Origin of the sequence: Saccharothrix sp. NRRL B-16314 (genome assembly GCF_000716595.1) — a bacterium.
Lineage (GTDB): Bacteria > Actinomycetota > Actinomycetes > Mycobacteriales > Pseudonocardiaceae > Actinosynnema.
Genome location: NZ_JNXC01000003.1, coordinates 62,707 through 83,409 on the forward strand (window position 1 = coordinate 62,707; position 20,703 = coordinate 83,409).

24 protein-coding genes are annotated in these 20,703 nt (G+C 72.0%); 16 read left to right on the top strand and 8 right to left on the bottom strand.

Features of this window, described 5'->3' with window-relative positions:
- Positions 1–13 precede the first annotated feature (13 nt).
- The 3 genes from OQ02_RS07275 to OQ02_RS07285 all read left to right on the top strand — a co-directional run bounded on the left by OQ02_RS07275 (position 14) and on the right by OQ02_RS07285 (position 2,792).
- A complete protein-coding gene (locus tag OQ02_RS07275; RefSeq protein WP_033437521.1) occupies positions 14–973 on the top strand; it encodes an electron transfer flavoprotein subunit alpha/FixB family protein in 960 nt (319 codons plus the stop codon).
- 158 nt (positions 974–1,131) lie between these two features.
- Positions 1,132–1,902, top strand: coding sequence for a GNAT family N-acetyltransferase (locus tag OQ02_RS07280; protein ID WP_033437522.1), 771 nt, complete (start codon positions 1,132–1,134; stop codon positions 1,900–1,902).
- Positions 1,899–2,792, top strand: a complete 894-nt coding sequence (locus OQ02_RS07285) for a lysophospholipid acyltransferase family protein (protein ID WP_081915451.1) — start codon at positions 1,899–1,901, stop codon at positions 2,790–2,792. Before OQ02_RS07280 ends, OQ02_RS07285 begins: the two co-directional genes overlap by 4 nt.
- On the opposite strand, the gene OQ02_RS07290 is transcribed toward OQ02_RS07285, so the two are convergent.
- Entirely contained in the window at positions 2,765–3,097 is a 333-nt protein-coding gene (locus OQ02_RS07290) for a hypothetical protein (protein WP_033437523.1), read from the bottom strand. The genes OQ02_RS07285 and OQ02_RS07290 overlap by 28 nt on opposite strands.
- Positions 3,098–3,258: 161 nt before the next feature.
- Here OQ02_RS07290 and OQ02_RS07295 point away from each other — a divergent pair, with 161 nt between their 5' ends.
- The 4 genes from OQ02_RS07295 to OQ02_RS07310 all read left to right on the top strand — a co-directional run bounded on the left by OQ02_RS07295 (position 3,259) and on the right by OQ02_RS07310 (position 7,475).
- Positions 3,259–4,629, top strand: a complete 1,371-nt coding sequence (locus tag OQ02_RS07295; RefSeq protein WP_033437524.1) for an MFS transporter — start codon at positions 3,259–3,261, stop codon at positions 4,627–4,629.
- Positions 4,629–5,945 carry a cysteine desulfurase family protein gene (locus OQ02_RS07300; RefSeq protein ID WP_081915452.1) on the top strand — a complete coding sequence of 439 codons (1,317 nt, stop codon included), beginning with the start codon at positions 4,629–4,631 and terminating at the stop codon, positions 5,943–5,945. The genes OQ02_RS07295 and OQ02_RS07300 overlap by 1 nt, the downstream gene beginning before the upstream one ends.
- Positions 5,946–5,950: 5 nt before the next feature.
- A complete protein-coding gene (gene mnmA, locus OQ02_RS07305; RefSeq protein ID WP_033437525.1) occupies positions 5,951–7,036 on the top strand; it encodes a tRNA 2-thiouridine(34) synthase MnmA in 1,086 nt (361 codons plus the stop codon).
- A 100-nt stretch (positions 7,037–7,136) separates the two neighbouring features.
- Positions 7,137–7,475, top strand: coding sequence for a hypothetical protein (locus tag OQ02_RS07310; RefSeq protein WP_033437526.1), 339 nt, complete (start codon positions 7,137–7,139; stop codon positions 7,473–7,475).
- Here OQ02_RS07310 and OQ02_RS07315 read toward each other — a convergent pair.
- Positions 7,457–8,128, bottom strand: coding sequence for a hypothetical protein (locus OQ02_RS07315; RefSeq protein ID WP_033437527.1), 672 nt, complete (start codon positions 8,126–8,128; stop codon positions 7,457–7,459). The two genes, OQ02_RS07310 and OQ02_RS07315, sit on opposite strands and share 19 nt — an antisense overlap.
- A 91-nt stretch (positions 8,129–8,219) precedes the next feature.
- Here OQ02_RS07315 and OQ02_RS07320 point away from each other — a divergent pair, with 91 nt between their 5' ends.
- Complete coding sequence (locus OQ02_RS07320; protein ID WP_231499904.1) at positions 8,220–8,597, top strand: hypothetical protein; 378 nt, start codon at positions 8,220–8,222, stop codon at positions 8,595–8,597.
- Between the two features lie 143 nt (positions 8,598–8,740).
- Entirely contained in the window at positions 8,741–9,730 is a 990-nt protein-coding gene (locus OQ02_RS07325) for a sigma-70 family RNA polymerase sigma factor (RefSeq protein WP_033437528.1), read from the top strand.
- A gap of 1 nt (position 9,731) precedes the next feature.
- Here OQ02_RS07325 and OQ02_RS07330 read toward each other — a convergent pair whose 3' ends face one another.
- Both OQ02_RS07330 and OQ02_RS07335 read right to left on the bottom strand, forming a co-directional pair.
- Entirely contained in the window at positions 9,732–10,604 is an 873-nt protein-coding gene (locus tag OQ02_RS07330; protein ID WP_033437529.1) for a serine/threonine dehydratase, read from the bottom strand.
- A 15-nt stretch (positions 10,605–10,619) separates the two neighbouring features.
- Positions 10,620–11,126 (bottom strand): DUF6584 family protein, encoded by a 507-nt coding sequence (locus OQ02_RS07335; protein WP_033437934.1) that lies wholly within the window; start codon positions 11,124–11,126, stop codon positions 10,620–10,622.
- Between the two features lie 41 nt (positions 11,127–11,167).
- On the opposite strand from OQ02_RS07335, the gene OQ02_RS07340 reads away from it, so the two are divergent.
- Together OQ02_RS07340 and OQ02_RS07345 are read left to right on the top strand one after the other, a co-directional pair.
- Positions 11,168–12,340 carry a hypothetical protein gene (locus tag OQ02_RS07340; protein ID WP_033437530.1) on the top strand — a complete coding sequence of 391 codons (1,173 nt, stop codon included), beginning with the start codon at positions 11,168–11,170 and terminating at the stop codon, positions 12,338–12,340.
- 66 nt (positions 12,341–12,406) lie between these two features.
- Complete coding sequence (locus OQ02_RS07345; RefSeq protein WP_051772019.1) at positions 12,407–12,793, top strand: hypothetical protein; 387 nt, start codon at positions 12,407–12,409, stop codon at positions 12,791–12,793.
- On the opposite strand, the gene paaI is transcribed toward OQ02_RS07345, so the two are convergent.
- Positions 12,756–13,169, bottom strand: a complete 414-nt coding sequence (paaI, locus tag OQ02_RS07350; protein WP_033437531.1) for a hydroxyphenylacetyl-CoA thioesterase PaaI — start codon at positions 13,167–13,169, stop codon at positions 12,756–12,758. The two genes, OQ02_RS07345 and paaI, sit on opposite strands and share 38 nt — an antisense overlap.
- 23 nt (positions 13,170–13,192) lie before the next feature.
- Between paaI and OQ02_RS07355 the strand changes: the two genes are divergently transcribed.
- Together OQ02_RS07355 and OQ02_RS07360 are read left to right on the top strand one after the other, a co-directional pair.
- Positions 13,193–13,729, top strand: coding sequence for a cadmium resistance transporter (locus OQ02_RS07355; protein ID WP_033437532.1), 537 nt, complete (start codon positions 13,193–13,195; stop codon positions 13,727–13,729).
- Between the two features lie 178 nt (positions 13,730–13,907).
- On the top strand, positions 13,908–14,918 hold the full coding sequence (locus tag OQ02_RS07360) for a methionine synthase (RefSeq protein ID WP_033437533.1): 1,011 nt from the start codon (positions 13,908–13,910) through the stop codon (positions 14,916–14,918).
- A 173-nt stretch (positions 14,919–15,091) separates the two neighbouring features.
- Here OQ02_RS07360 and OQ02_RS07365 read toward each other — a convergent pair whose 3' ends face one another.
- Positions 15,092–15,595: a GNAT family N-acetyltransferase gene (locus tag OQ02_RS07365; RefSeq protein WP_033437936.1), complete on the bottom strand. Its 504-nt coding sequence runs from the start codon at positions 15,593–15,595 to the stop codon at positions 15,092–15,094.
- Positions 15,596–15,605: 10 nt separating this feature from the next.
- Positions 15,606–16,511 (bottom strand): LysR family transcriptional regulator, encoded by a 906-nt coding sequence (locus tag OQ02_RS07370; protein ID WP_033437534.1) that lies wholly within the window; start codon positions 16,509–16,511, stop codon positions 15,606–15,608.
- Between the two features lie 72 nt (positions 16,512–16,583).
- Here OQ02_RS07370 and OQ02_RS07375 point away from each other — a divergent pair, with 72 nt between their 5' ends.
- The 3 genes from OQ02_RS07375 to OQ02_RS07385 are packed head-to-tail and all read left to right on the top strand — an operon-like array spanning position 16,584 to position 19,877.
- Positions 16,584–17,213 carry a succinate dehydrogenase cytochrome b subunit gene (locus OQ02_RS07375; protein ID WP_033437535.1) on the top strand — a complete coding sequence of 210 codons (630 nt, stop codon included), beginning with the start codon at positions 16,584–16,586 and terminating at the stop codon, positions 17,211–17,213.
- A 1-nt stretch (position 17,214) separates the two neighbouring features.
- Positions 17,215–19,134 (top strand): fumarate reductase/succinate dehydrogenase flavoprotein subunit, encoded by a 1,920-nt coding sequence (locus tag OQ02_RS07380; RefSeq protein ID WP_033437536.1) that lies wholly within the window; start codon positions 17,215–17,217, stop codon positions 19,132–19,134.
- Positions 19,131–19,877: a succinate dehydrogenase/fumarate reductase iron-sulfur subunit gene (locus tag OQ02_RS07385; protein WP_033437537.1), complete on the top strand. Its 747-nt coding sequence runs from the start codon at positions 19,131–19,133 to the stop codon at positions 19,875–19,877. The genes OQ02_RS07380 and OQ02_RS07385 overlap by 4 nt, the downstream gene beginning before the upstream one ends.
- Here OQ02_RS07385 and OQ02_RS07390 read toward each other — a convergent pair.
- Complete coding sequence (locus OQ02_RS07390) at positions 19,853–20,701, bottom strand: YeiH family protein (protein ID WP_033437538.1); 849 nt, start codon at positions 20,699–20,701, stop codon at positions 19,853–19,855. The two genes, OQ02_RS07385 and OQ02_RS07390, sit on opposite strands and share 25 nt — an antisense overlap.
- Positions 20,702–20,703: the final 2 nt, after the last annotated feature.

The following is a 20,703-nucleotide window of genomic DNA, read 5'->3' on the forward strand; positions in this document are numbered from 1 at the left end:
GGCGGGGAAACGAATGTCTGAAGTCCTGGTCCTCGTCGACCACGTCGACGGCGAGGTCAAGAAGGTCACCTATGAGCTTCTATCCGCCGCGCGCCGTCTCGGCGAGCCGGCCGCGGTGGTGGTCGGATCGCCCGGCACCGCGGGCAAGGTGAGGGAGTCGCTGGGCCGTTACGGCGCGGTGAAGGTGTACGCGGTGGAGTCCGAGGACGCGGCCAACCACCTGGTCACGCCGAAGGTGGACGCGCTCGCCGCGGTCGCCGGCACCGCGTCGCCCGCGGCCGTGCTCGTCGCGGCGACGCTGGAGGGCAAGGAGGTCGCCGGCCGGCTGGCGGTGCGCCTCGGCTCCGGTCTGCTCTACGACGCCGTCGACCTCGACGGCGAGGGCGTTGCCACGCAGTCGGTCTTCGGTGGCGCGTACGTGGTGAAGTCCAAGGTCACCAACGGCGTACCGGTCATCGCACTGCGGCCCGGCGGCGTGGAGGCCACCGAAGCGCCGGCCGACGCGGTCGAGCAGGCCGTCGAGGCGCCCGCCGCCAACCCGGCGCTGGTCACCAGGGTGACCGGTCGCGAGCCGGTCGTCGGCGGCGACCGCCCGGAGCTGACCGAGGCGTCGGTCGTCGTGTCCGGCGGTCGTGGCGTGGGCAGCGCGGAGAGCTTCGAGGTCGTGGAGAAGCTGGCCGACAGCCTCGGCGCGGCCGTGGGCGCGTCCCGCGCCGCGGTGGACTCCGGCTACTACCCGCACCAGTTCCAGGTCGGCCAGACCGGCAAGACGGTCTCGCCGCAGCTGTACATCGCGCTGGGCATCTCCGGCGCGATCCAGCACCGGGCGGGCATGCAGACGTCCAAGACCATCGTCGCCGTCAACAAGGACCCGGAGGCGCCGATCTTCGAGATCGCCGACTTCGGTGTCGTCGGCGACCTGTTCGCGGTCGCGCCCCAGCTCACCGACGAGGTCGGCAAGCGCAAGGGCTGACCTGCTGGAACGTCCGATCGGACCTCATGGGGGCCGCGCCACTCCGGTGGTGCGGCCCCCGTGCCGTCCACGGGCTCACCGGCGCTTAACCGACCTGCCACTGAGGCGTCATCGGAACAACCTGCTCCCGGTCGCCAACCGGTAGGTAGACCAGACCCATGACGCAGCCGCAACTGCTTGTCAGCACCGGTGACGCCGCTTCCGACGCACCGCGCTACTCCCTGTTGGTCGCGCGCGACAGCGACGAGGTCGTCGCCGCGCAGCGGCTGCGGCACCAGGTGTTCGCCACCGAGATGGGCGCCGTGCTGCAGACCTCCGTGCCGGGGCACGACGTCGACTACTTCGACCGGTTCTGCGACCACCTGGTGGTGCGCGACGACCGGACCGGCGACATCGTCGGCACGTACCGGATGCTGCCGCCGGAGCGCGCCGCGGAGGCCGGGCGGCTGTACTCGGACGGCGAGTTCGACCTGTCCGCGCTGGACCCCCTGCGGCCGTCCCTGGTGGAGACCGGGCGGTCGTGCGTGCACCCGGACCACCGCAACGGCGCCGTGGTGTCGCTGGTGTGGGCCGGCATCGCCCGCTACATGCTCCTGTCCGGGCACTCGTGGCTGATCGGCTGCGCGTCGGTGCCCCTGCACGACGGCGGGTCGTTCGCGGCGGGCGTGTGGGACGTCGTGGCGGCCAAGCACCACGCGCCCGACGAGTACCGCGTGACGCCGTTGCAGCCCTGGGACGTCGACTCGGTCGCGCGTCCGGACAAGACGGTGCTGCCCCCGCTGCTCAAGGGGTACCTGCGGCTGGGCGCGTGGGTGTGCGGGCGGCCCGCGCTGGACGCCGACTTCGGCGTGGCGGACCTGCCGGTGCTGCTGGGCATGGACCGGGTGGACCAGCGCTACCTGAAGTTCTTCCTCGGGGAGACGTCGTGAGCGCGAAGCACCCGTGGATGCCCTTGTCGCCGTGCGGTGACGGGTGCGTGGACCACTCGACGGCGTCGGTCGGGCCGGTCCGCGCGGTGTGGCGGGCGGTGGCGGCGGCGACCGTGATGCTGTGCGGCGCGCTCGTGGTCCTGGCCGTGCTGTGCGTTCGCGGGCAAGCCCGGACGGTGTTGCTGCGGCGGTGGTTCCGGGCGCTGCTGGGCGCGTTCGGCGTGCGGCTGCGGGTGGTCGGGCCGGTGTTCCAGGACAACCCGGGACGCGGCGTGCTGGTCGTGTCGAACCACGTGTCCTGGCTGGACGAGCTGGCGATCGACGCGGTGCAGCCGATCCGGCTGGTGGCCAAGCGGGACATCCGGGACTGGCCCGTCCTCGGCCGGCTGATCACCGCCGCGCGCACGGTGTACCTGGACCGGGAACGGCTGTCGCTGCTGCCGGGGACGGTGGCCGAGCTGGCCGCGGCGCTGCGCGACGGCGCGGCGGTCGGCATCCACGCCGAGGGGACGACGTGGTGCGGCACGGCCTCAGGCCGCTACCGGCCCGCGCTGTTCCAGGCGGCTCTGGACGCCGGCGTGCCCGTGCGGCCCGTGGTGCTGCGGTACCTCCAGGACTCGACCCCGTCGACGCGACCGGCGTTCATCGGGTCCGACACGCTGGTCGACTCGATGCGCCGGGTGCTGAGCGCGCGCGGGCTCGTGGTGGAGGTGCACGTGCTGGACGAGGTCGCGCCGGGGCGCGCGTCGACGCGCCGTGAGCTGGCGGCGCTCGTCCAGCAGGAGTCGGAACGGGTGGCGTACGGGTCGGTCGAGGTGCCCTCGCCGCGCCCGCACGCCACCCGGGTCGTCCTGACGGACGTTCAGCAGGCCTTGACGGCCACGGAGTGAACCCGGCCGTCGATGTTGTAGATGGTCACGGTGTCCCAGCCGCCGTTCGCGGTCACGGAGTACTTGTAGCCGGACTGGACGCGCTGGCTGCGCTTGGCACCGGCCGCGACGTTGGACTGCTGCACGACGACGGTGCCCGACTTGGTCCCGCTGGCGTAGATGATCGAGTAGAGCTTCGGCCCGCTGCAGTTGTTGGTCCAGTTGATGTAGCCGTAGCTCGCGGCGGAAGCCGGACCCGCCGTGACGGCGAGGCCGCCGACGGCGAGGAGTGCTGAGGCGAAGACGGTGAGGGCGCGTCGGCGCACGGGTATCTCCTTCGGGCACGAATGGATCACCCGCAGTCAACACCGTGCCGGCCGCCGCCACGTCGGTCGTTCGCACCACACGGTCCGCGCTGGTGGGGCGTGCTCCGGACTGCGTCATATTGCCTTGACCTCCACCCCGGTAGAGGTTGAACCATTGACCCGTGACGACGACAGCGGGCACGACCGGTAAGAGCAACCTCTGGACGCCCGAACGGCGGGGCCCGACCATCGGGATCATCCTGCTCGTCACGCTGCTCGCGTTCGAGAACATGGGTGTCAGCACGGCCATGCCGCGGATGGTCGCGGACCTCGACGGCAACGAGATGTACGCGTGGCCGTTCCTGGCCTTCCTGGCCGCCAGCGTGGTGGCCACCGTGCTGTCCGGGCGGCTGAGCGACCTGCGCGGGCCGAGACCGTCGCTGCTCATCGGGCCCGCGCTGTTCCTGGTCGGCCTGGTCGTCGCCGGGCTCGCGCAGGACATGACGCAGCTGCTCCTCGGCCGGGTGCTCCAGGGCATCGGCGGCGGGGCGCAGGTGGTGGCGGTCTACGTGCTGATCGGGCTCGTCTACCCGGAGCGGGACCGGCCGACGGTGTTCGGCCTGCTCGCGTCCGCCTGGGTGGTGCCGTCGCTGGTCGGTCCCGCGGTGTCCGGGTGGCTGACCGAGGTGGTGAGCTGGCGCTGGGTGTTCCTGGGGCTCGCCCCGTTCGTGCTGGTCGGCGTGCTGCTGCTGGTCCCCGTGCTGCGGAACCTGCCGCCGCACACCCCCGACCGGAACACCCGGCGGGGGCTGCCGCTGGCCGCGCTCGGCGCCGGGTTCGGCGTGGCGGCCCTGAGCTGGGCGGCCCAGCACCCGCGCGGCGTCAACCTCGTCATCGGGGCGGCCGGGCTGGTCGCGCTGGTGCCCGCGCTGCGCGTGCTGCTGCCCGCGGGCACGCTCACCGCGCGCCGGGGCCTGCCGGTGACGATCCTGGCCCGGGGGCTGCTGGCCGGCTCGTTCTTCGCCGCCGAGGCGTTCATCCCGCTGACCCTGACCGCCGTGCACGGCTACTCGGCCATCGCCGCCGGCATCCCGTTGACGCTGAGCGCGCTCGGCTGGTCCAGCGCCGCCTGGTGGCAGTCCCGCCGACCGGACATCCCGCGCGAGAAGCTGGTGCGGTGGGGGTTCGTGCTCAACGCCGTCGGCATCTCCGGCGTGACGCTCATCGCACCTTCGTGGGGGCCGGCCTGGGCCACGCCGGTCCTCTGGGCGGTCGCCGGCACCGGGATGGGGATGGCCATGTCCAGCCTGAGCGTGCTCACGCTGGGCGCGTCGTCCGAGGTCGACCGGGGGTTCAACTCCGCGGCCCTCCAGATCAGCGACATGCTGGGCGCCGCTCTGCTGGTCGGACTCGGCGGTGTGCTGATCACCACCATCGCCTCGGCCGCCGCGCCCACGGCCGCCGTGATGCCGTTCGACCTGTTGATGGTGGGCGTCTCCGTGCTCGGTGCGGTGCTCGCGGGAAGGCTGGGCCGGGCTACCCTGGAAAACTGATGGCCTACTTCGACCACGCCGCCACGACCCCCATGCTCCCCGAGGCGATCGAGGCGATGACCCGGGCGTTGTCCACCACGGGCAACGCCTCCTCGTTGCACACCTCGGGGCGTCGGGCTCGGCGGGCGGTCGAGGAGGCCCGGGAGGACATCGCGGACGCCCTCGGCGCGCGACCCTCCGAGGTGATCTTCACCAGCGGCGGCACGGAGAGCGACAACCTCGCGGTCAAGGGCATCTACTGGTCGCGGCGCACATCCCGGCGGCGTCGGGTGGTCGCGTCGTCCGTGGAGCACCACGCCGTGCTGGACGCCGTGCAGTGGCTGGCCGAGCACGAGGGCGCCGAGGTCACGTGGCTGGAGCCGGACGGCTTCGGCCGGATCAGGCCCGAGGCGCTGGCCGACGCGCTGGACGACGACGTCGCCGTGGTCACCGCGATGTGGGCGAACAACGAGGTCGGCACGGTCAACCCGGTGCGCGAGCTGGCCGCGTTGGCCGCCGCGCACGCGGTGCCGTTCCACACCGACGCGGTGCAGGCGATCGGCGCGCTGCCGGTCCACTTCACCGAGTCGGGCGCGTCGGCGTTGACGCTCACCGGGCACAAGGTCGGCGGACCGTACGGGGTCGGCGTGCTGCTGCTCGGGCGCGACGTGGCGACGACGCCGTTGCAGCACGGCGGCGGGCAGGAGCGGGACGTGCGGTCCGGCACGCTGGACGTGCCGTCGATCGTCGGCCTGGCGGCGGCGGTGCGGCACGCGGTGGAGCACCAGCTGTCGGCGGCGGCTTCGGTGGCCGCGCTGCGGGACGACCTGGTGGAGTCCGTGCGGCGGGTCGTGCCGGACGTCGTGGTGAACGGCGACCCGGTGGACCGGCTGCCGGGCAACGCGCACCTGACGTTCCCCGGCTGCGAGGGCGACAGCCTGCTGATGCTGTTGGACGCCAAGGGCGTCGAGTGCTCGACCGGTTCGGCGTGCACGGCGGGGGTGGCGCAGCCCAGCCACGTGCTGCTGGCGATGGGCGTCGACCCGGTGTCGGCGCGCGGGTCGCTGCGGTTCACGCTCGGCCACACGTCCACGGCGGCCGAGGTGCGGAAGCTGGCCGAGGTGATCGGGCCGGTGGTGGAGCGCGCTCGCACGGCGGGCATCGCGGGGCTGAAGAGGCTTTCCCTCGGCAAAGCCGACAACCGGACGACTACCGGCGAAGCCGACAGCCGGACGACGGCGGGCAACGCCGACAACCAGACGACAGCCGGTCGGACCGGCGACCAGACGACTGCCGCCGCGAGCCGGGTCGGCGGTCGGACGACAGCGGGGGTGTGACGGGTATGCGGGTGCTGGCGGCGATGAGCGGCGGGGTGGATTCCGCCGTGGCCGCGGCGCGGGCGGTCGAGGCCGGGCACGACGTGACCGGCGTGCACCTCGCGTTGTCGGCCAAGCCCGGCACGCTGCGCACCGGCGCGCGTGGCTGCTGCACCATCGAGGACGCCCGGGACGCCCGGCGCGCGGCGGACGTGCTCGGCATCCCGTTCTACGTCTGGGACTTCGCGGAGCGGTTCACCGAGGAGGTCGTGGACGAGTTCGTCGCCGAGTACGCGGCCGGTCGCACCCCGAACCCGTGCCTGCGGTGCAACGAGAAGATCAAGTTCGAGGCGCTGCTGGACAAGGCGATCGCACTCGGCTTCGACGCCGTCTGCACCGGGCACTACGCCCGACTGTCCACTGTGGACGGTGTGATCGAGCTGCGCCGCTCGGCCGACGACGGCAAGGACCAGTCCTACGTGCTGGCCTCGCTGACCCGCGAGCAGCTGGCGCACGCGATGTTCCCCCTTGGCGATTCGACCAAGGCCCGAGTGCGGGTCGAGGCCGCCGAGCGCGGGCTCCAGGTCGCGGAGAAGCCCGACAGCCACGACATCTGCTTCATCCCGGACGGCGACACGCAGGGCTTCCTGACCCGCAAGCTCGGCGAGCAGCCCGGCGTCCTGGTGGACGACGAGACCGGCGCGGTCCTCGGGCGGCACGTGGGCGTGCACGAGTTCACCGTCGGTCAGCGCAAGGGCCTGGGCATCGACGCGCCCGCGCCGGACGGCCGGCCGCGGTACGTGCTGTCGCTGGAGCCCGTGAGCGGCACGGTGCGGGTCGGCGCGGCCGAGAAGCTCCAGGTGTCCGAGATCGTGGCACGGCGACCGGTGACGAGGGTCGAGTTCGACGGCCCGGTGGAGTGCGTGGCCCAGGTGCGCGCGCACGGTGGCCTCGCGCCCGCAGTTGCCGAAGTCGTCGACGGCGAGCTGCTGGTCCGCCTCCGCGAGCCGTTGAGCGGTGTCGCGCCTGGTCAGGCGGTCGCGGTGTACCGGGAGGACCCGTCCGCGGGTGACCTCGTGCTGGCCAGCGCGACGATCAGCACCACCCGCTGACGGTGGCCGTCGTTGTTTTGTCGGTGTCGCCTGAGACACTGCGTGTGTGCCGTATGACAACGCACGACGCCGGAGGTCGCTGGTGGATGTAGGGACCCGGGTGAGGGTGGTCGCGAGCAAGCTCGACCACCCGTCCGCGCAACGTCTCGACCCGGAGCAGTTCGAACGGCTGCGCGCAGAGGTGCGCACGCTGCGCTGGGTGGTGCGTGAGCGCCTGCACCGGCCCGAGTGGGCGGGGCTGATCGCCGAGGTCGAGGTCCTGGTCGAGCGGGTCGAGCTGTTGGACCCGGCGGCGCAGCGGGAGGTCGAGGTGCCGCCGCAGGCGCGTGGCCCAGAGGAGCGCGTGGTCGATCGCGTGGTGGAGCCCTTCGGGGACCGGGTCCGGTGCCGCCCCGCGGCGGGCGGTGGCGTGGGGGAAGGTCAGACGAGCGCGTTGTAGCCGGCCGCGGCGACGATGAGGGCGCAGTAGCCGGCCGACGCGAGTGCGACGGTCCGGCTGCGTCGCCGTTCGCTCCACGCGGTGGTGAGGGCCAGGGCCCAGGCGAGGGCCGGCAGCAGCAGGACGCCGTGCATGGCCACGCCGTGCGCGAGCTTCCACGAGCCGCCGCGCTCGGCGATCATCAGGCCGCCGAACGCCAGCGCCACCGCGAAGGTGGCCGTGCCGACCCGCACGGCCAGTCGCATGCTCGGCGCGAGGTGCCGTGCGGTGAACGCGGTGACGGTCAGCGCGACCACCGACACGACGATCATCACGCCACCAGCGGTGAGCCCGCGGGTGACGACCTGGTCGAACGTCGTGGCCTCGTTGAAGTGCGACGGCACCCGCCGCCACGCCTGGAGCGTCGTCAGCGACACCTCCAGCACCGAGGCGGCGGTGAACAGCCGCACCCAGCCCGGACGCAGGCGCAGCCGTGCGCCGACCCACGCGTACGTGGCGAGCGTGAGGCCGAACGACAGGCCGAACGTCACCGCCTTGCGCCACGACACCGGCCCTTCCCACGGACCACCGTCCACCGCGAACACGACGAGGTGGACCAGACCGGACAGGAACAGCAGCGCGGCCACCCGGTAGGCGGAGCGAGTCGGCGTCATGCCACCAGGGTGGTCGGCGGGGTCGGGTCACCGCGTCGGGCGCAGAGCGGCATCACGACGTACGACTCGGGACGTAAGTCCCGTCGGTGCGATGAGTTCCGGCGACTTGCGGGCTCTGTACCGGCAGGCGGCAGATGGCCCGCCGAGGTCTGGAGGCAAGCTGATGGGCTCGATGGTCGTGATTCGCTATGAGACGCGCGCCGAGGTGGCGGACGAGAACGAGCGCCTGGTGCGGCAGGTGTTCGCCGAGTTGGACGAGGGGCGGCCGGACGGCCTGCGCTACGCGACGTTCCGGCTGGCGGACGGCGTGACGTTCGTGCACCTCGCGGTGACCGAGGGGGAGACGAGCCCGCTGGTGGAGCTGCCGGCGTTCAAGGAGTTCCAGGAGGCGATCGGCGAACGGCTGGTCGACGGGGTGGACCGGTCGGCCGCCACGCTGGTCGGCTCCTACCGGCTCCTCACCGCGTGAGCGCGCCGCCCGCCCGCTCGGACCACCTCCGAGCGGGCGGGCGGCTCCTGTCGGTGAGGCCCTGACCTGCGAAGAGATGAGTTTTCACGGCCCGGCGGATCTGCACGTGCGACCGTCCGCGCGGGCGGGTGAGAGGAGCGGGGATGTCATCGACGACGCGGGACTGGGCGCTGGACGAGGACTTCGCCAGGGCAGCCGATCCGTTCCGGCGGGAGCTGCTGGCGCACTGCTACCGGATGCTCGGCTCGGCCCACGAGGCCGAGGACCTGGTCCAGGAGATCTACTTGCTGGCCTGGCGCGGCTACCCGGACTTCGAGGGGCGGTCGTCGCTGCGCACGTGGCTGCACCGGATCGCGACCCGGGCGTGCCTCAAGGCGCTGGAACGCCGGGCCCGACGTCCGATGCCGTCCGGGCTGGGCGGCCCCAGCGACGCCCCGGAGTCGCCGCTGGCGCCCCGACAGGCCGAGATCCCGTGGTTGGAGCCGATCCCCGACGCGCTGTTCGGCGCGACACCCGCGGACCCGGCGGCGACCGTGGAAGCCAGGCACACCACCCGTCTGGCGTTCGCCGCCGCGTTGCAGCACCTGTCGCCGAGGCAGAGGGCCGTGCTGCTGCTGCGTGACGTGCTCGCCTGGCGGGCGGCCGAGGTCGCCGAACTGCTCGGCACCACCACGGCGTCGGTGAACAGCTCGCTCCAGCGGGCCCGCGCACGCCTCACCAGGGCCGATCCGGTCGAGGACCAGGTCGTGCAGCCCACCGACCCGCGGCAACGCGCGCTGGTGGACCGGTACGCGACCGCGTTCGAGAACGCCGACATGCCGGGGCTGGTGCGGCTGCTGACCGAGGACGCGGTGCTGGAGATGCCGCCGATCCCCACCTGGTTCGCCGGCCGGGAGAACGTCGAGCGGTTCCTGTCCACCCGGCTGCGCACCCCCGGCGCGATGCGGGTGGTGCCCACCGGTGCCAACGGGCAGCCGGCGTTCGGCGTCTACATGAGTGATGCGACGGGCGAGCACCGGGCGCACGCGCTGATGGTGCTCACCGTCACGGCCGCGGGCATCAGGCGGATCACCCTGTTCCACGACCCCGCGCTGTTCCCGGTGTTCCGCCTGCCCGACCGCTTGGCGCGGTGAGTCACGGCGTCCAGTCGGTGTTCGCGCCGCACAGCACGACGCACGGCAGGTCGCCCGGCACCCGTCCGGCCAGCCACGCGGCGAACGGCACGGCCGCCGCCGGCTCGACGGCCAGCCGGAACTCCTCCCACAGCCGGTCGCGCGCGGCCAGGATCTCCTCGTCCGACACGAGCACCGACGTCACCGGGTGGGACGAGAGGATCTTGAACGGGAGGTCACCCACCCGGGTGGCGCCCAACGCGGACGAGGCGACCGAGTCGACCTCGGCGTCGACCGGCTCGCCCGCCGCGAGCGCGTGGTGCAGGGCGCAGCAGTGCTCCGGCTCCACCGCGATCGTCGGCAGGCCGGACGCCAGCGCCGTGCCCGCCGCCAACCCGCCGCCGCCGACCGCGACCGCGATCACGTCCACGTCCGGCGCGTCCGCGACCACCTCGGCCGCGACCGTGCCCTGACCGGCCACGACGATCGGGTCGTTGTACGCCTCGACGTAGAAGCCGGGTGCCTCGTGGGCCGCCAGGACGGCCTGCGCGTACGTGTCGCCGTGCCGGATCAGCTTCGCGCCCGCGGCCTCGATCCGGCGGACCTTGCCCTCCGGCGCGCTGACCGGCACGTACACGGTGGCGTGCAGCCCGAGCAGTTGCGCCGCCTTCGCCACGCCCAGACCGTGGTTCCCGCCGGACGCCGTGACCACACGATCAGGTGAACCAGCGGCGAGCAGGGTGTTCAGCGCTCCGCGGAGCTTGAACGAGCCGGTGAGCTGGAGGTGTTCGAGCTTGAGCACGATCGGCCTGCCGTCGACCTCCGTGCGCCACAGCGGGGTGCGACGGGCGTACGGGCGGATGCGGTCGGCGGCGGCGGTGACGTCGGGGGTCATCCCACCAGCATGCGCTCACCCGGTGAACCACCTGTAGACCCACATGACGAGGGTCACCGCGCCCACCACGAAGCACAGCAGCACGATCACCAGACCGAGCAGCACCAACGCGTTCGCGCCCCACGACGAGTCGCGGTCGTCGGCCACCGCCAGCTCCGCGCGGAGCTGCGCGCCGGACGCGGACTGCAGCGCCACCAGCCGTTCCCGCGCGGTCCGGGTGGCCGCGCCGGCCTCGCCGCTCACCCAGTTCAGCGACTCCAACCGGGCCAGGGGCGTGCGGTAGGCGCGTTCGAACGCGGCCACCTCCGCCTCGTCGCGCACCTCGGACAGGTAGCTCCAGCGGCCGGCCTGCGCCGCGTCGCCCAGCACCCGGTACACGTCGGCCAGGCGGTCGCGCAGGTCCAGCCGGTCGGGGAAGCTCGTGACCAGCCCGACCAGGCGTTGCCGCGCGCGCAGCACGCTGGCGAGGTCACCGCGTTCGACCTCTTCGGCGGCTCTGCGGAGGGTCAGCTCGACCGGCATGAACGACATCGTCCCAGTCCGGGCAACCGTAGTATCGGCGGGTGATCGCGGTGTCGGTGGCGACCTTCGGCCTCGCCTGGTGGCTCGGCCTGTACCTGCTCGTGCGCGACCCCCGGAAACCGCTGCTCCAGCGTGCCTCGATCGGGTTGCTCAACTACGCCCTGGTGATCGTCCTGCCGGTGCCGCCGATGCTGCTGGCGGTGTCCGCGGTGGCGTGGACGGGTGTGGTCGTGTGCTGGCTGCCGGTGCGCTACGAGCGCTGGTGGCGGTGGAGCGCACTGCCGCTGCTGGTGGCGGCCTACTTCGCGCCGTTCGTGGTGCTGGTGCCGTTGGCCGCCGCTCTGGTGCTGTGCCTGCGGTTGCGGCGGGCGTTGCTGGGCGCGGCGACGATCCTGTTCGGCCTGAGCTGCGCGGTGGTGGCGCTGGACGTGCTGCCCGAGGCGCTGGTGCTCGCGTCGGCGGGGGTCGACCTGCTGGTGTTCGGGGTGGTCGTGGCCGTGGCGGACGCGTTCGACGAGGGCGAGGCGATCCGGGCGGACATGGTGCGCTCGCTGCTCACGTCGGCCGGTCTGGCGGCGGTCTTCGGCGGTCAGGTGGCGTTGTTCCTGGACGACCGGCTGCTGCCGCTGCTGTACGGGACGGTCGCCGCCGCGATCACGGTGCAGGTGCTGGCGAACCCGCTGGCGCTGCTGGTGGACAAGGTGGCGGTGCCCGAGGTGGCCGCTTCGCGCGCCGAACTGCGTGACGCGGTCGAGGCGCTGCCCCGCCGCGCGCCGTTGGACCAGACCGAATTCGTGAAGCTGACGCGGCGTGCGCTGAGCAATTACGGCGACCTGGGGAAGCTGGTCGCCAGCCCGTTGACCGAATTGCCGGTGATCGACGCCCGGCTGGCCGCGCGCGGTGCGTCCGACCAACCGCTGGAACGCGCGGCGGAGCTGAAGTCGTTGTTGCTGGAGAGCATTCTGCGGCTCAAACCGCGGGACGGAGAGTTCGGCACCAGCGACGAATGGCGGCACTACAACGCGCTGTACTTCTACTACGTGGTCGGAATCCGGCCGTACAGCATTCGCACCAAGCGCGAAGACCTCGACCCGGAGGCACGGCGGGCGCTGGCGTGGTTCGTCAACCAGGTGCCGGAGCGGACCCTGCACAACTGGCAGAACGCGGGGGCGAAGCTGGTGGCCGATGACCTGTCCGTTCAAGCCGTGAGCTGAGGACCGGCAGTCGTTGGCAGTACTTGGCGTGGTGGTGGCAGTAGTCCTGACCATAGCTTTTGGGCCATGACGACAACTCAGGCAACCCAGGTCCGCAACGACGGTCTCCTCCGCTTCGCCCTCAAGCTCGACGGTGTCGCCTCGGGCGGGCTCGGCCTGCTGGCCCTCCTGATCGACGTGCCGCTCGGCCTGCCGCGCGGCCTCGTGATCGGGCTCGGCGCGTTCCTCGTCCTTTACGGCGCGGGCGTTTTCCTGCTCGGCACGCGGCCCGTCCGGGCGCTGGTCGCGGTGGTGGTGATCGGCAATTCGGTGTGGGTGCTGGACAGTTTCCTGACCGCTTTCGCCGGGTGGTTCCCGGTGACCGGGCTCGGCGTTCTCCTGATCGTCGCGCAAGCGGTCGCCGTGCTCGGGTTCATCACCCTTCAGGTGCTGGGTCTGCGCCGTTCGGCCTGAGGGTCCGGCTCCGGCCGCGGAATTCGGCCACCACCTGGTCGCCCCGGCGCACGGTGATGTCGTAGATCCCGCTCCGCCCGAAGGACACCCGCTCCACCGCTTCGGCCACCAACACGTCTCCCTCGTGCACGGGAGCGATGAAATCGATCTCCGCCTGCGCCGCCACGGTCACCGAGCCGTGGCGGTTGCACGCGCAGGCGAAGGCCGTGTCGGCGAGCAGGAAGACGTAGCCGCCGTGCCCGATCCCGTGGCCGTTCACCATCCGGTCGGTGATCGTCATGGTCAGCCGGGCGGTGCCTTCGCCGAGGTCGAGCGCCCGGATGCCGAGCGCGGCCGACGCGGCGTCGTTGGCGAGCATGTCCGCGGGTCCGTTCATCCGTGCACCTTAAGGTTCCGCCGGTGCAGGACATCCTCCGTGCCGTCGGCTTGTTCGCGGTGACCAACGTGGACGACCTCCTGCTGCTCGCCCTGTTCTTCGCGCGGGGCGTGCCGGCGTGGCGGGTCGTGCTGGGGCAGTACCTGGGTTTCGTGGGCATCCTGGTGGTCGCGGTGGCCGCCGCTGGGGGTGCGTCGCTGCTGCCTCCGTCCGTGCTGCCGTGGCTGGGGCTGCTGCCGTTGGCGCTCGGGGTGAAGGCGGCGTGGCAGGCCTGGCGCGGCGGGGAGGACGACGAACCGGTGGCGTCCGGGGCGCTCGGGGTGGCGGCGGTGACGTTCGCCAACGGCGGGGACAACGTCGGGGTGTACGTGCCGGTGTTCGCCACCACCGGTGTCACCGCGTACGTGGTCGTCTTCCTGGTGCTGGTCGCCGTGTGGTGCGCGGCGGGGCGCTTCTTCGCGACCCGGCCCGTCGTCGCGCGGGCGTTGAGCCGGTGGGGGCACGTGGTGCTGCCGGTGGTGCTGATCGGGATCGGCGTGCTGATCCTGCTCGGCGGCTAGACGGGGGAGTGGTGCGGGAGCGCGGGGCGCGGCACGCCCCCACACCACGTCGTGGGCGGTGCCCCTGGCCACTGTCGGCACCGACAACGTCACGTTAGGTGGACTGGACCATACCGTCAATGGGTCTAGACCTTTTCGGTCCCGAACGGCGGAACCGCCAGGGTGGGAGACTGTCCCGGTGGATGCCCTCCCTTGGTCCGCCGGCGCCGCAACCGGCATCGGCTCGCTACCCGGAACCGACCCGCTGGAGGCCGCCAGGATCGTTCTCGGCGAACTCCCAGACCTCCCCCACCTGCCCGAACTGCCGGCCCGGGGTGTCGGCGCGGACATGATCGGCCGCACCGCCGCGCTCCTCGTCGACCTGCCGGTCGAGGTCGTGCCGAGCGGCTACCGGACCACCGCGCACCCCGGTCTGCACCACCGGCGCGCGGTGGACCTGCTGCGCCGCGACCTGGACGCGTTCGAGGAGGCCGCCGAGCCCGCGCCACCGCGGGTCGTCAAGGTGCAGGCCGCCGGACCGTGGACGCTCACCGCGAGCGTCGAGCTGATGCGCGGCCACCGGGTGCTGACGGACAAGGGCGCGCTGCGCGAGTTCACCGAGTCGCTCGTCGAAGGGCTGAACCGGCACGTCGCCGAGGTCGCCAAGCGCACCGGCGCGACGGTCGTCGTGCAGCTGGACGAGCCGGCGCTGCCCGCCGTGCTGAAGGGCCTGCTGCCGACGCCGTCCAAGCTGGGCACGGTGGCCGCCGTTCCCGGGCCGAACGCGCGTGCCGTGCTCCAGACCGTGATCGAGGGCTTGGACGCGGACGTGATCGTGCACTGCTGCGCGCCGAAGCCGCCGATCACCCTGATCCGCGAGGCCGGCGCGAGCGGCATCTCGTTCGACCTGACGATCCTGGACGAGACGATGTGGGACGAGGTGGGCGAGGCCTGGGAAGCGCGGACCCAGTTGTTCACGGGCCTGACCCCGAGCACCGACCCCCGGACGCCGCCGACCCTCAAGTCCCTGGCCAAACCGGCCCTGACCCTCGCCGACCGCCTCGGCTTCCCGCGCACGATCCTCGCGACGCACGCCGTCCCGACGCCGACGTGCGGGATGGCCGGCGCGTCCGAGCACTGGCTCCGCCAGGCCCTGCCGCTCACCCGCGACCTGGCCAAGGCCTTCGCCGAACCCCCCGAAACCTGGTGAGTCCTACGTTCACGCCTCGTGAGTCCTACGTTCCCGCCCCCCGAATTCAACGCTCAGAACGTCGCGACGCTGCCGGCGGTCGTTCTGAGCGTTGAATTCGGGGGTTCCGAACGTAGGACTCACGCGTTCTGAACGTAGGACTCACGCGACCGGAACGTAGGACTCACGCGGGGTTAGAGGCGGGTGAAGGGGTCGGCGTAGGCGAAAGGGCCGGTGAGGGACGGGGTGTACGCGGTGAGCGTGCGGGCCTGGAAGTACGGGGCCCAGTCCTCGACCGGCGGGGTGATGCCGAGGTCGGAGGCGAGGCGGAAGCCGAAACGGGAGTAGTAGGCCGGGTCGCCCAGCAGGACGACCAGAGGCTCGCCCAAAGCGTCCGCAGCCCCCAGAACGGCGTGCATCAACGCCTTGCCGACACCGACCCGCTGGTGGGACGGCAGCACGCTCAGAGGACCCAACCCCAGAGCCGGCGACCCGCCCACGGAAGCACGCGTGCACACCACGTGCCCGACCACCGCGCCATCCACCTCGGCCACCAGCGACAGCGCCGGGATCCAGCCGACATCCGCACGCAACGCGCCCACCAGCCACACCTCCCCGCCCGGTCGCGCCGCGAAAGCGGCCTCGGTCACGGCGTGGACGGCCTCGACATCGGCCGCGGTCTCGCGTCGGATCAGCACGGGCAGCACCCTACGACCTCACCAGGTGTACCCCCGAAGGCATTTCCGCCCCGCGCAGGAATCCCAGCAGCACGGTCTGGAACGCCCGGCTCGCCGACGTCGGCGCGACATCGGTCCGGTGCGCCAGGGCCACCGTCCGCGAAGTGCTCGGCGCCAACGGCGTGCTGTGCAACGACCGCGTGGCCAGCACCGTGCTCGGCACGATCGCCACCCCCAACCCCACCTCCACGAACCGCAGCACGGCGTCCATCTCCCCGCCCTCCACCGCAAACCGCGGCTCGAACCCGGCCCGCCGGCAAGCCGCCAACGTCGTCTCCCGCAGGTCGTACCCCGGCCGGAACATCACCAGCGGCTGGTCGCGCAGATCCGTCAACCGCATCCGTGGCACGCCCAACGGCTCCGACGACGCCACCACCAGCTCCTCCCGCAGCACCGGCACCACGGTCAACGCCCGCTCCGCGTCCGCCGGCGACACGATCACCAGCGCCAGGTCCAGCTGCCCCGCCTCCAGCGCCTGCACGAGGTCGCGCGACCCGCCCTCGGTCACCGACACCTGGATGCCCGGGTACGCGTCGTGGTACCGCTTGATCACGTCCGCGAACAGGCTGCCGCACAAGCTCGGCGTCGCACCCACCCGCACCCGCCCGCGCCGCAGCCCCACCAGCTCCGCCACTTCGAGCCGCGCGACGTCCACGTCGGACAGGATCCGGCTCGCCACCGGCAACAGCGCCTCGCCCGCCGGCGTCAGCGTCACGTTCCCGCGCGCCCGGCTGAACAGCTCCGCCCCGAGTTCCTTCTCCAACGCGTGGATCTGCTTGGAAAGTGAGGGCTGCGCCACACGCGCTTCCGCGGCGGCCCGGGTGAAGTGCCGCGTCCGGGCCACTGCCAGGAAGTACACGAGCTGCTGGAGCGTCATAGCCTCAGGCTATCTTCTGGCAGCTAACGATGTATTGGACGACTCGTCACGCGCGTTCCTAGCGTCACCCCCGTGGACACGATCGGGCTCTACCGCACCACCATCGGCAAGAAGGCCGTCATGGCGGTCACCGGTGCCGCGCTGCTGCTCTTCGTCATCGCGCACATGATCGGCAACCTGGCGGTCTTCTCCGGCGCGGACGCGATCGACGGTTACGGCCGGTTCCTGCGCGAGATCAACGTGGTCTGGCCGATGCGGATCGGACTGCTCGGCTGCATCGCCCTGCACTTCCTCGCCGCCTACCAGCTGACCGCCAAAGCCAGGAAGGCGCGCGGCAAGTACGAGCACCGCAGACGCGTCCAAGGCAGCTACGCGGCCCGCACCATGCGCTGGGGCGGAGTGATCATCGCCCTGTTCGTGGTCTACCACCTGCTCGACCTCACCGTCGGGTGGCTGAACCCGCACGGCGTGTCCGGCGAGATCTACGCGAACGTCGTCGCCGACTTCCAGCACTGGTACGTGGTGCTGGCCTACACGCTCGCCGTCGTGGCCCTGGGATTCCACATCCGCCACGGCGTGTGGAGCGCCACCCAGACCCTGGGCATCACCACCTCGCGCGTGATCGGCCTCGGCGTCGCCGTGGTGATCTGCGCCGGGTTCCTCTCCGTTCCCTTCGCCGTCTTCACCGGATTGGTGAGCTGATATGCCGGACACCCACACCGAAGGTTCCCCGATCGCCGACCAGCGCGCGCCGGACGGCCCGATCGAGTCGCGCTGGGACCGCCGCCGGTTCTCCGCCCGGCTGGTCAACCCCGCGAACCGGCGCAACCGCAGCGTCATCGTGGTCGGCACCGGTCTCGCGGGCGGTGCGGCGGCGGCGACGCTGGGCGAACTCGGCTACCAGGTCAAGTCGTTCTGCTACCAGGACAGCCCGCGCCGCGCGCACAGCATCGCCGCGCAGGGCGGCATCAACGCGGCCAAGAACTACCGCAACGACGGCGACAGCGTGCACCGCCTGTTCTACGACACCGTGAAGGGCGGGGACTTCCGCTCACGCGAGTCGAACGTGCACCGGTTGGCGCAGATCAGCGTCGAGATCATCGACCAGTGCGTGGCGCAGGGCGTGCCGTTCGCCCGCGAGTACGGCGGTCTGCTCGACACCAGGTCTTTCGGCGGCGCGCAGGTCTCCCGCACGTTCTACGCCCGCGGCCAGACCGGGCAGCAGCTCCTCCTGGGCGCCTACCAGGCGTTGGAACGCCAGATCGCCGCCGGCCGGGTCGAGATGCACGCGCGCACCGAGATGCTGGACCTGATCGTGGTGGACGGCCGGGCGCGCGGCATCGTGGTGCGCGACCTCGTCACCGGAGCGGTGTCCTCGCACTTCGCGGACGCGGTCGTGCTCGCCACCGGCGGCTACGGCAACGTGTTCCACCTGTCCACCAACGCCAAGGGCTGCAACACCACCGCGATCTGGCGGGCACACCGGCGCGGCGCGCTGTTCGCGAACCCGTGCTTCACCCAGATCCACCCGACGTGCATCCCGATCAGCGGCGACCACCAGTCGAAGCTGACGTTGATGAGCGAATCCCTGCGCAACGACGGCCGCGTGTGGGTGCCCCGCGACGCGCACGACACCCGTGCGCCGAACGACATCCCCGAGGACGAGCGGGACTACTTCCTGGAGCGGATGTACCCGAGCTTCGGCAACCTCGTCCCGCGCGACATCGCGTCCCGCGCGGCGAAGAACATCTCCGACGAGAAGCGCGGCGTCTACCTGGACTTCTCCGACGCCATCAAGCGTCTCGGCGCTCTCGCGGTGGAGCAGCGCTACGGGAACCTCTTCGAGATGTACCAGCGCATCACCGGCGACGACCCGTACAAGACGCCGATGCGCATCTACCCCGCCGTGCACTACACGATGGGCGGGTTGTGGGTCGACTACGACCTGCGGTCCACCATCCCCGGCCTGTACGTGATCGGTGAGGCGAACTTCTCCGACCACGGCGCGAACCGGCTGGGCGCGTCGGCGCTGATGCAGGGCTTGGCGGACGGCTACTTCGTGCTGCCCGGCGTGATCGGCGACTACCTGGCCGACGCGCCGTTCGAGGCCGTCGACGACAGCCACCCCGCCGTCGCGGACACGCTGTCCGAGGTGCGCGGCCGGGTGACGACGCTGCTGGCCGTGAACGGCGACCGCACGGTGGAGTCGTTCCACCGCGAGCTGGGCCGGCTGATGTGGGACGAGTGCGGCATGGAGCGCGACGAAGCAGGGCTGCGCAAGGCGTTGGAGCGGATCCCGGAGCTGCGCGCGGAGTTCTGGCAGCGGGTGAAGGTGCCCGGCACGGGCGAGCGGCTGAACCAGGAGCTGGAGAAGGCGGGTCGGGTCGCCGACTTCTTCGAGCTGGCGGAACTGATGTGCATCGACGCCCTGCACCGCGCCGAGTCGTGCGGCGGCCACTTCCGCACCGAGAGCCAGACCCCGGACGGCGAGGCGCTGCGGGACGACGCGAACTACGCCTACGTGGCGGCGTGGGAGTACACGGGCGTGGGCCAGCCGCCTGTGCTGCACAAGGAAGAGCTGGCCTTCGAACACGTCACCCCGAGCACCCGGAGCTACTCGTGAAGCTGACCCTGCGGATCTGGCGGCAGAGCAGTGCCACCGGGCGGCTGGTGGACTACGAGCTGGAGGACCTGTCTCCGGACATGTCGTTCCTCGAGATGCTGGACGTGCTCAACGAGCGGCTGATCACGGCCGGGGACGACCCGGTGGCGTTCGACCACGACTGCCGCGAAGGCATCTGCGGCATGTGCGGGCTGATGATCAACGGGATGGCGCACGGGCCGGAGAAGGCCACCACGGCGTGCCAGCTGCACCTGCGCCACTTCAAGGACGGCGACGTGATCACCGTCGAGCCGTGGCGGGCCGAGCCGTTCCCGGTGGTGCGCGACCTGGTGGTGGACCGGTCGGCGTTCGACCGGATCGTGGCGGCGGGCGGGTACATCAGCGTGCCGGCCGGGTCCGCGCCGGACGCGCACGCGACACCGGTGCCCAAGCCGGACGCGGACACGGCGTTCGAGGCCGCGGCGTGCATCGGCTGCGGCGCGTGCGTGGCGGCGTGCCCCAACGGGTCCGGCATGTTGTTCACCGCGGCGAAGGCGACCCACCTGGGCGTGCTGCCGCAGGGCCAGCCGGAGCGGTACTCGCGGGCGCGGGACATGGTGGCCGAGCACGACGCGTCGGGGTTCGGCGGCTGCACGAACGCCGGCGAGTGCACGCCCGCGTGCCCCAAGGGCATTCCGCTGACCACGATCGCCCGCCTCAACGCCGACCTGCTGCGAGGTCACACCATCCGCAGCGACAGGTAGCCCGTCCCGCACACCAGGAGCGTGGAGATCAGCCCCAGGAGCAACGCCCTGGGGCTGATCTTCAGGAGCTTCCCGAGGCGGACGGACGTGCCGAGGCCGAACAGCGCGACGGCCAGCACGACCGCGGTCACCGTCTTGGCCGGACCGAGGACGGCGGCCGGGACGAACGGGCTGACCAGCATCAACGCCAGGAAGCCGAGCAGGAAGCCCAGCGGGGGGCGGCTGCCGCGCGCGCCGACGACCGCCACGATCGGCACGAGCAACGCCACCCGGCCCAGCTTCACCGCCATGGCCGTCGCCAGGCCGGACGCGGGTGCGGCGGCGGCCACCTGCGCGACCTCGTGCACGCTCAGCCCGATCCACTGCGGTGACGCGCCCAACAGCGGCAACGCGATCATGGCCAGCGTGCCGTAGAACGTGACGAGGGCGATGCTCGTGGCCACGTGCTCGTCCTCGCGGTCCACCACGCCCTCGACGGCCGCGATCGCCGACGCGCCGCAGATCGAGAAGCCGCCGGCCACCAGGACGCAGAGCCCGCGCGGCAGCCGGAGGCGTCGGCCGAGCCACAGCGTGCCGAAGAACGTCACCGAGACCGTGACCACGATCGCGACCAGCACGCCCGGTCCCAGATCGAGGAGTTGCGGGACGGACAGCTGCAGGCCGAGCAGCACCACCCCGGTGCGCAGCAGTTTCCGGGTGACGCCGCTCAGGTCCGGCAGGCGTCCACCCACCAGCATCCCCAGGACCAACGCGGCTACCAGCACACCGTCCACCTTCGACGTCGCCGGGCGCTTCCGGTAGGCGGTCGTGCGCTCTGGGGTCATAC

What these genes read in the sequence shown, in the direction of transcription:
- OQ02_RS07325 (WP_033437528.1), top strand. Translation starts at nt 8,741, where the DNA reads ATGTCATCGACGACGCGGGACTGGGCGCTGGACGAGGACTTCGCCAGG.
- OQ02_RS07370 (WP_033437534.1), bottom strand. Translation starts at nt 16,511, where the DNA reads ATGACGCTCCAGCAGCTCGTGTACTTCCTGGCAGTGGCCCGGACGCGG.
- OQ02_RS07345 (WP_051772019.1), top strand. Translation starts at nt 12,407, where the DNA reads ATGACGACAACTCAGGCAACCCAGGTCCGCAACGACGGTCTCCTCCGC.
- mnmA (WP_033437525.1), top strand. Translation starts at nt 5,951, where the DNA reads ATGCGGGTGCTGGCGGCGATGAGCGGCGGGGTGGATTCCGCCGTGGCC.
- OQ02_RS07330 (WP_033437529.1), bottom strand. Translation starts at nt 10,604, where the DNA reads ATGACCCCCGACGTCACCGCCGCCGCCGACCGCATCCGCCCGTACGCC.
- OQ02_RS07315 (WP_033437527.1), bottom strand. Translation starts at nt 8,128, where the DNA reads ATGACGCCGACTCGCTCCGCCTACCGGGTGGCCGCGCTGCTGTTCCTG.
- OQ02_RS07300 (WP_081915452.1), top strand. Translation starts at nt 4,629, where the DNA reads ATGGCCTACTTCGACCACGCCGCCACGACCCCCATGCTCCCCGAGGCG.
- paaI (WP_033437531.1), bottom strand. Translation starts at nt 13,169, where the DNA reads ATGAACGGACCCGCGGACATGCTCGCCAACGACGCCGCGTCGGCCGCG.
- OQ02_RS07335 (WP_033437934.1), bottom strand. Translation starts at nt 11,126, where the DNA reads ATGCCGGTCGAGCTGACCCTCCGCAGAGCCGCCGAAGAGGTCGAACGC.
- OQ02_RS07275 (WP_033437521.1), top strand. Translation starts at nt 14, where the DNA reads ATGTCTGAAGTCCTGGTCCTCGTCGACCACGTCGACGGCGAGGTCAAG.
- OQ02_RS07320 (WP_231499904.1), top strand. Translation starts at nt 8,220, where the DNA reads ATGAGTTCCGGCGACTTGCGGGCTCTGTACCGGCAGGCGGCAGATGGC.
- OQ02_RS07380 (WP_033437536.1), top strand. Translation starts at nt 17,215, where the DNA reads ATGCCGGACACCCACACCGAAGGTTCCCCGATCGCCGACCAGCGCGCG.
- OQ02_RS07280 (WP_033437522.1), top strand. Translation starts at nt 1,132, where the DNA reads ATGACGCAGCCGCAACTGCTTGTCAGCACCGGTGACGCCGCTTCCGAC.
- OQ02_RS07390 (WP_033437538.1), bottom strand. Translation starts at nt 20,701, where the DNA reads ATGACCCCAGAGCGCACGACCGCCTACCGGAAGCGCCCGGCGACGTCG.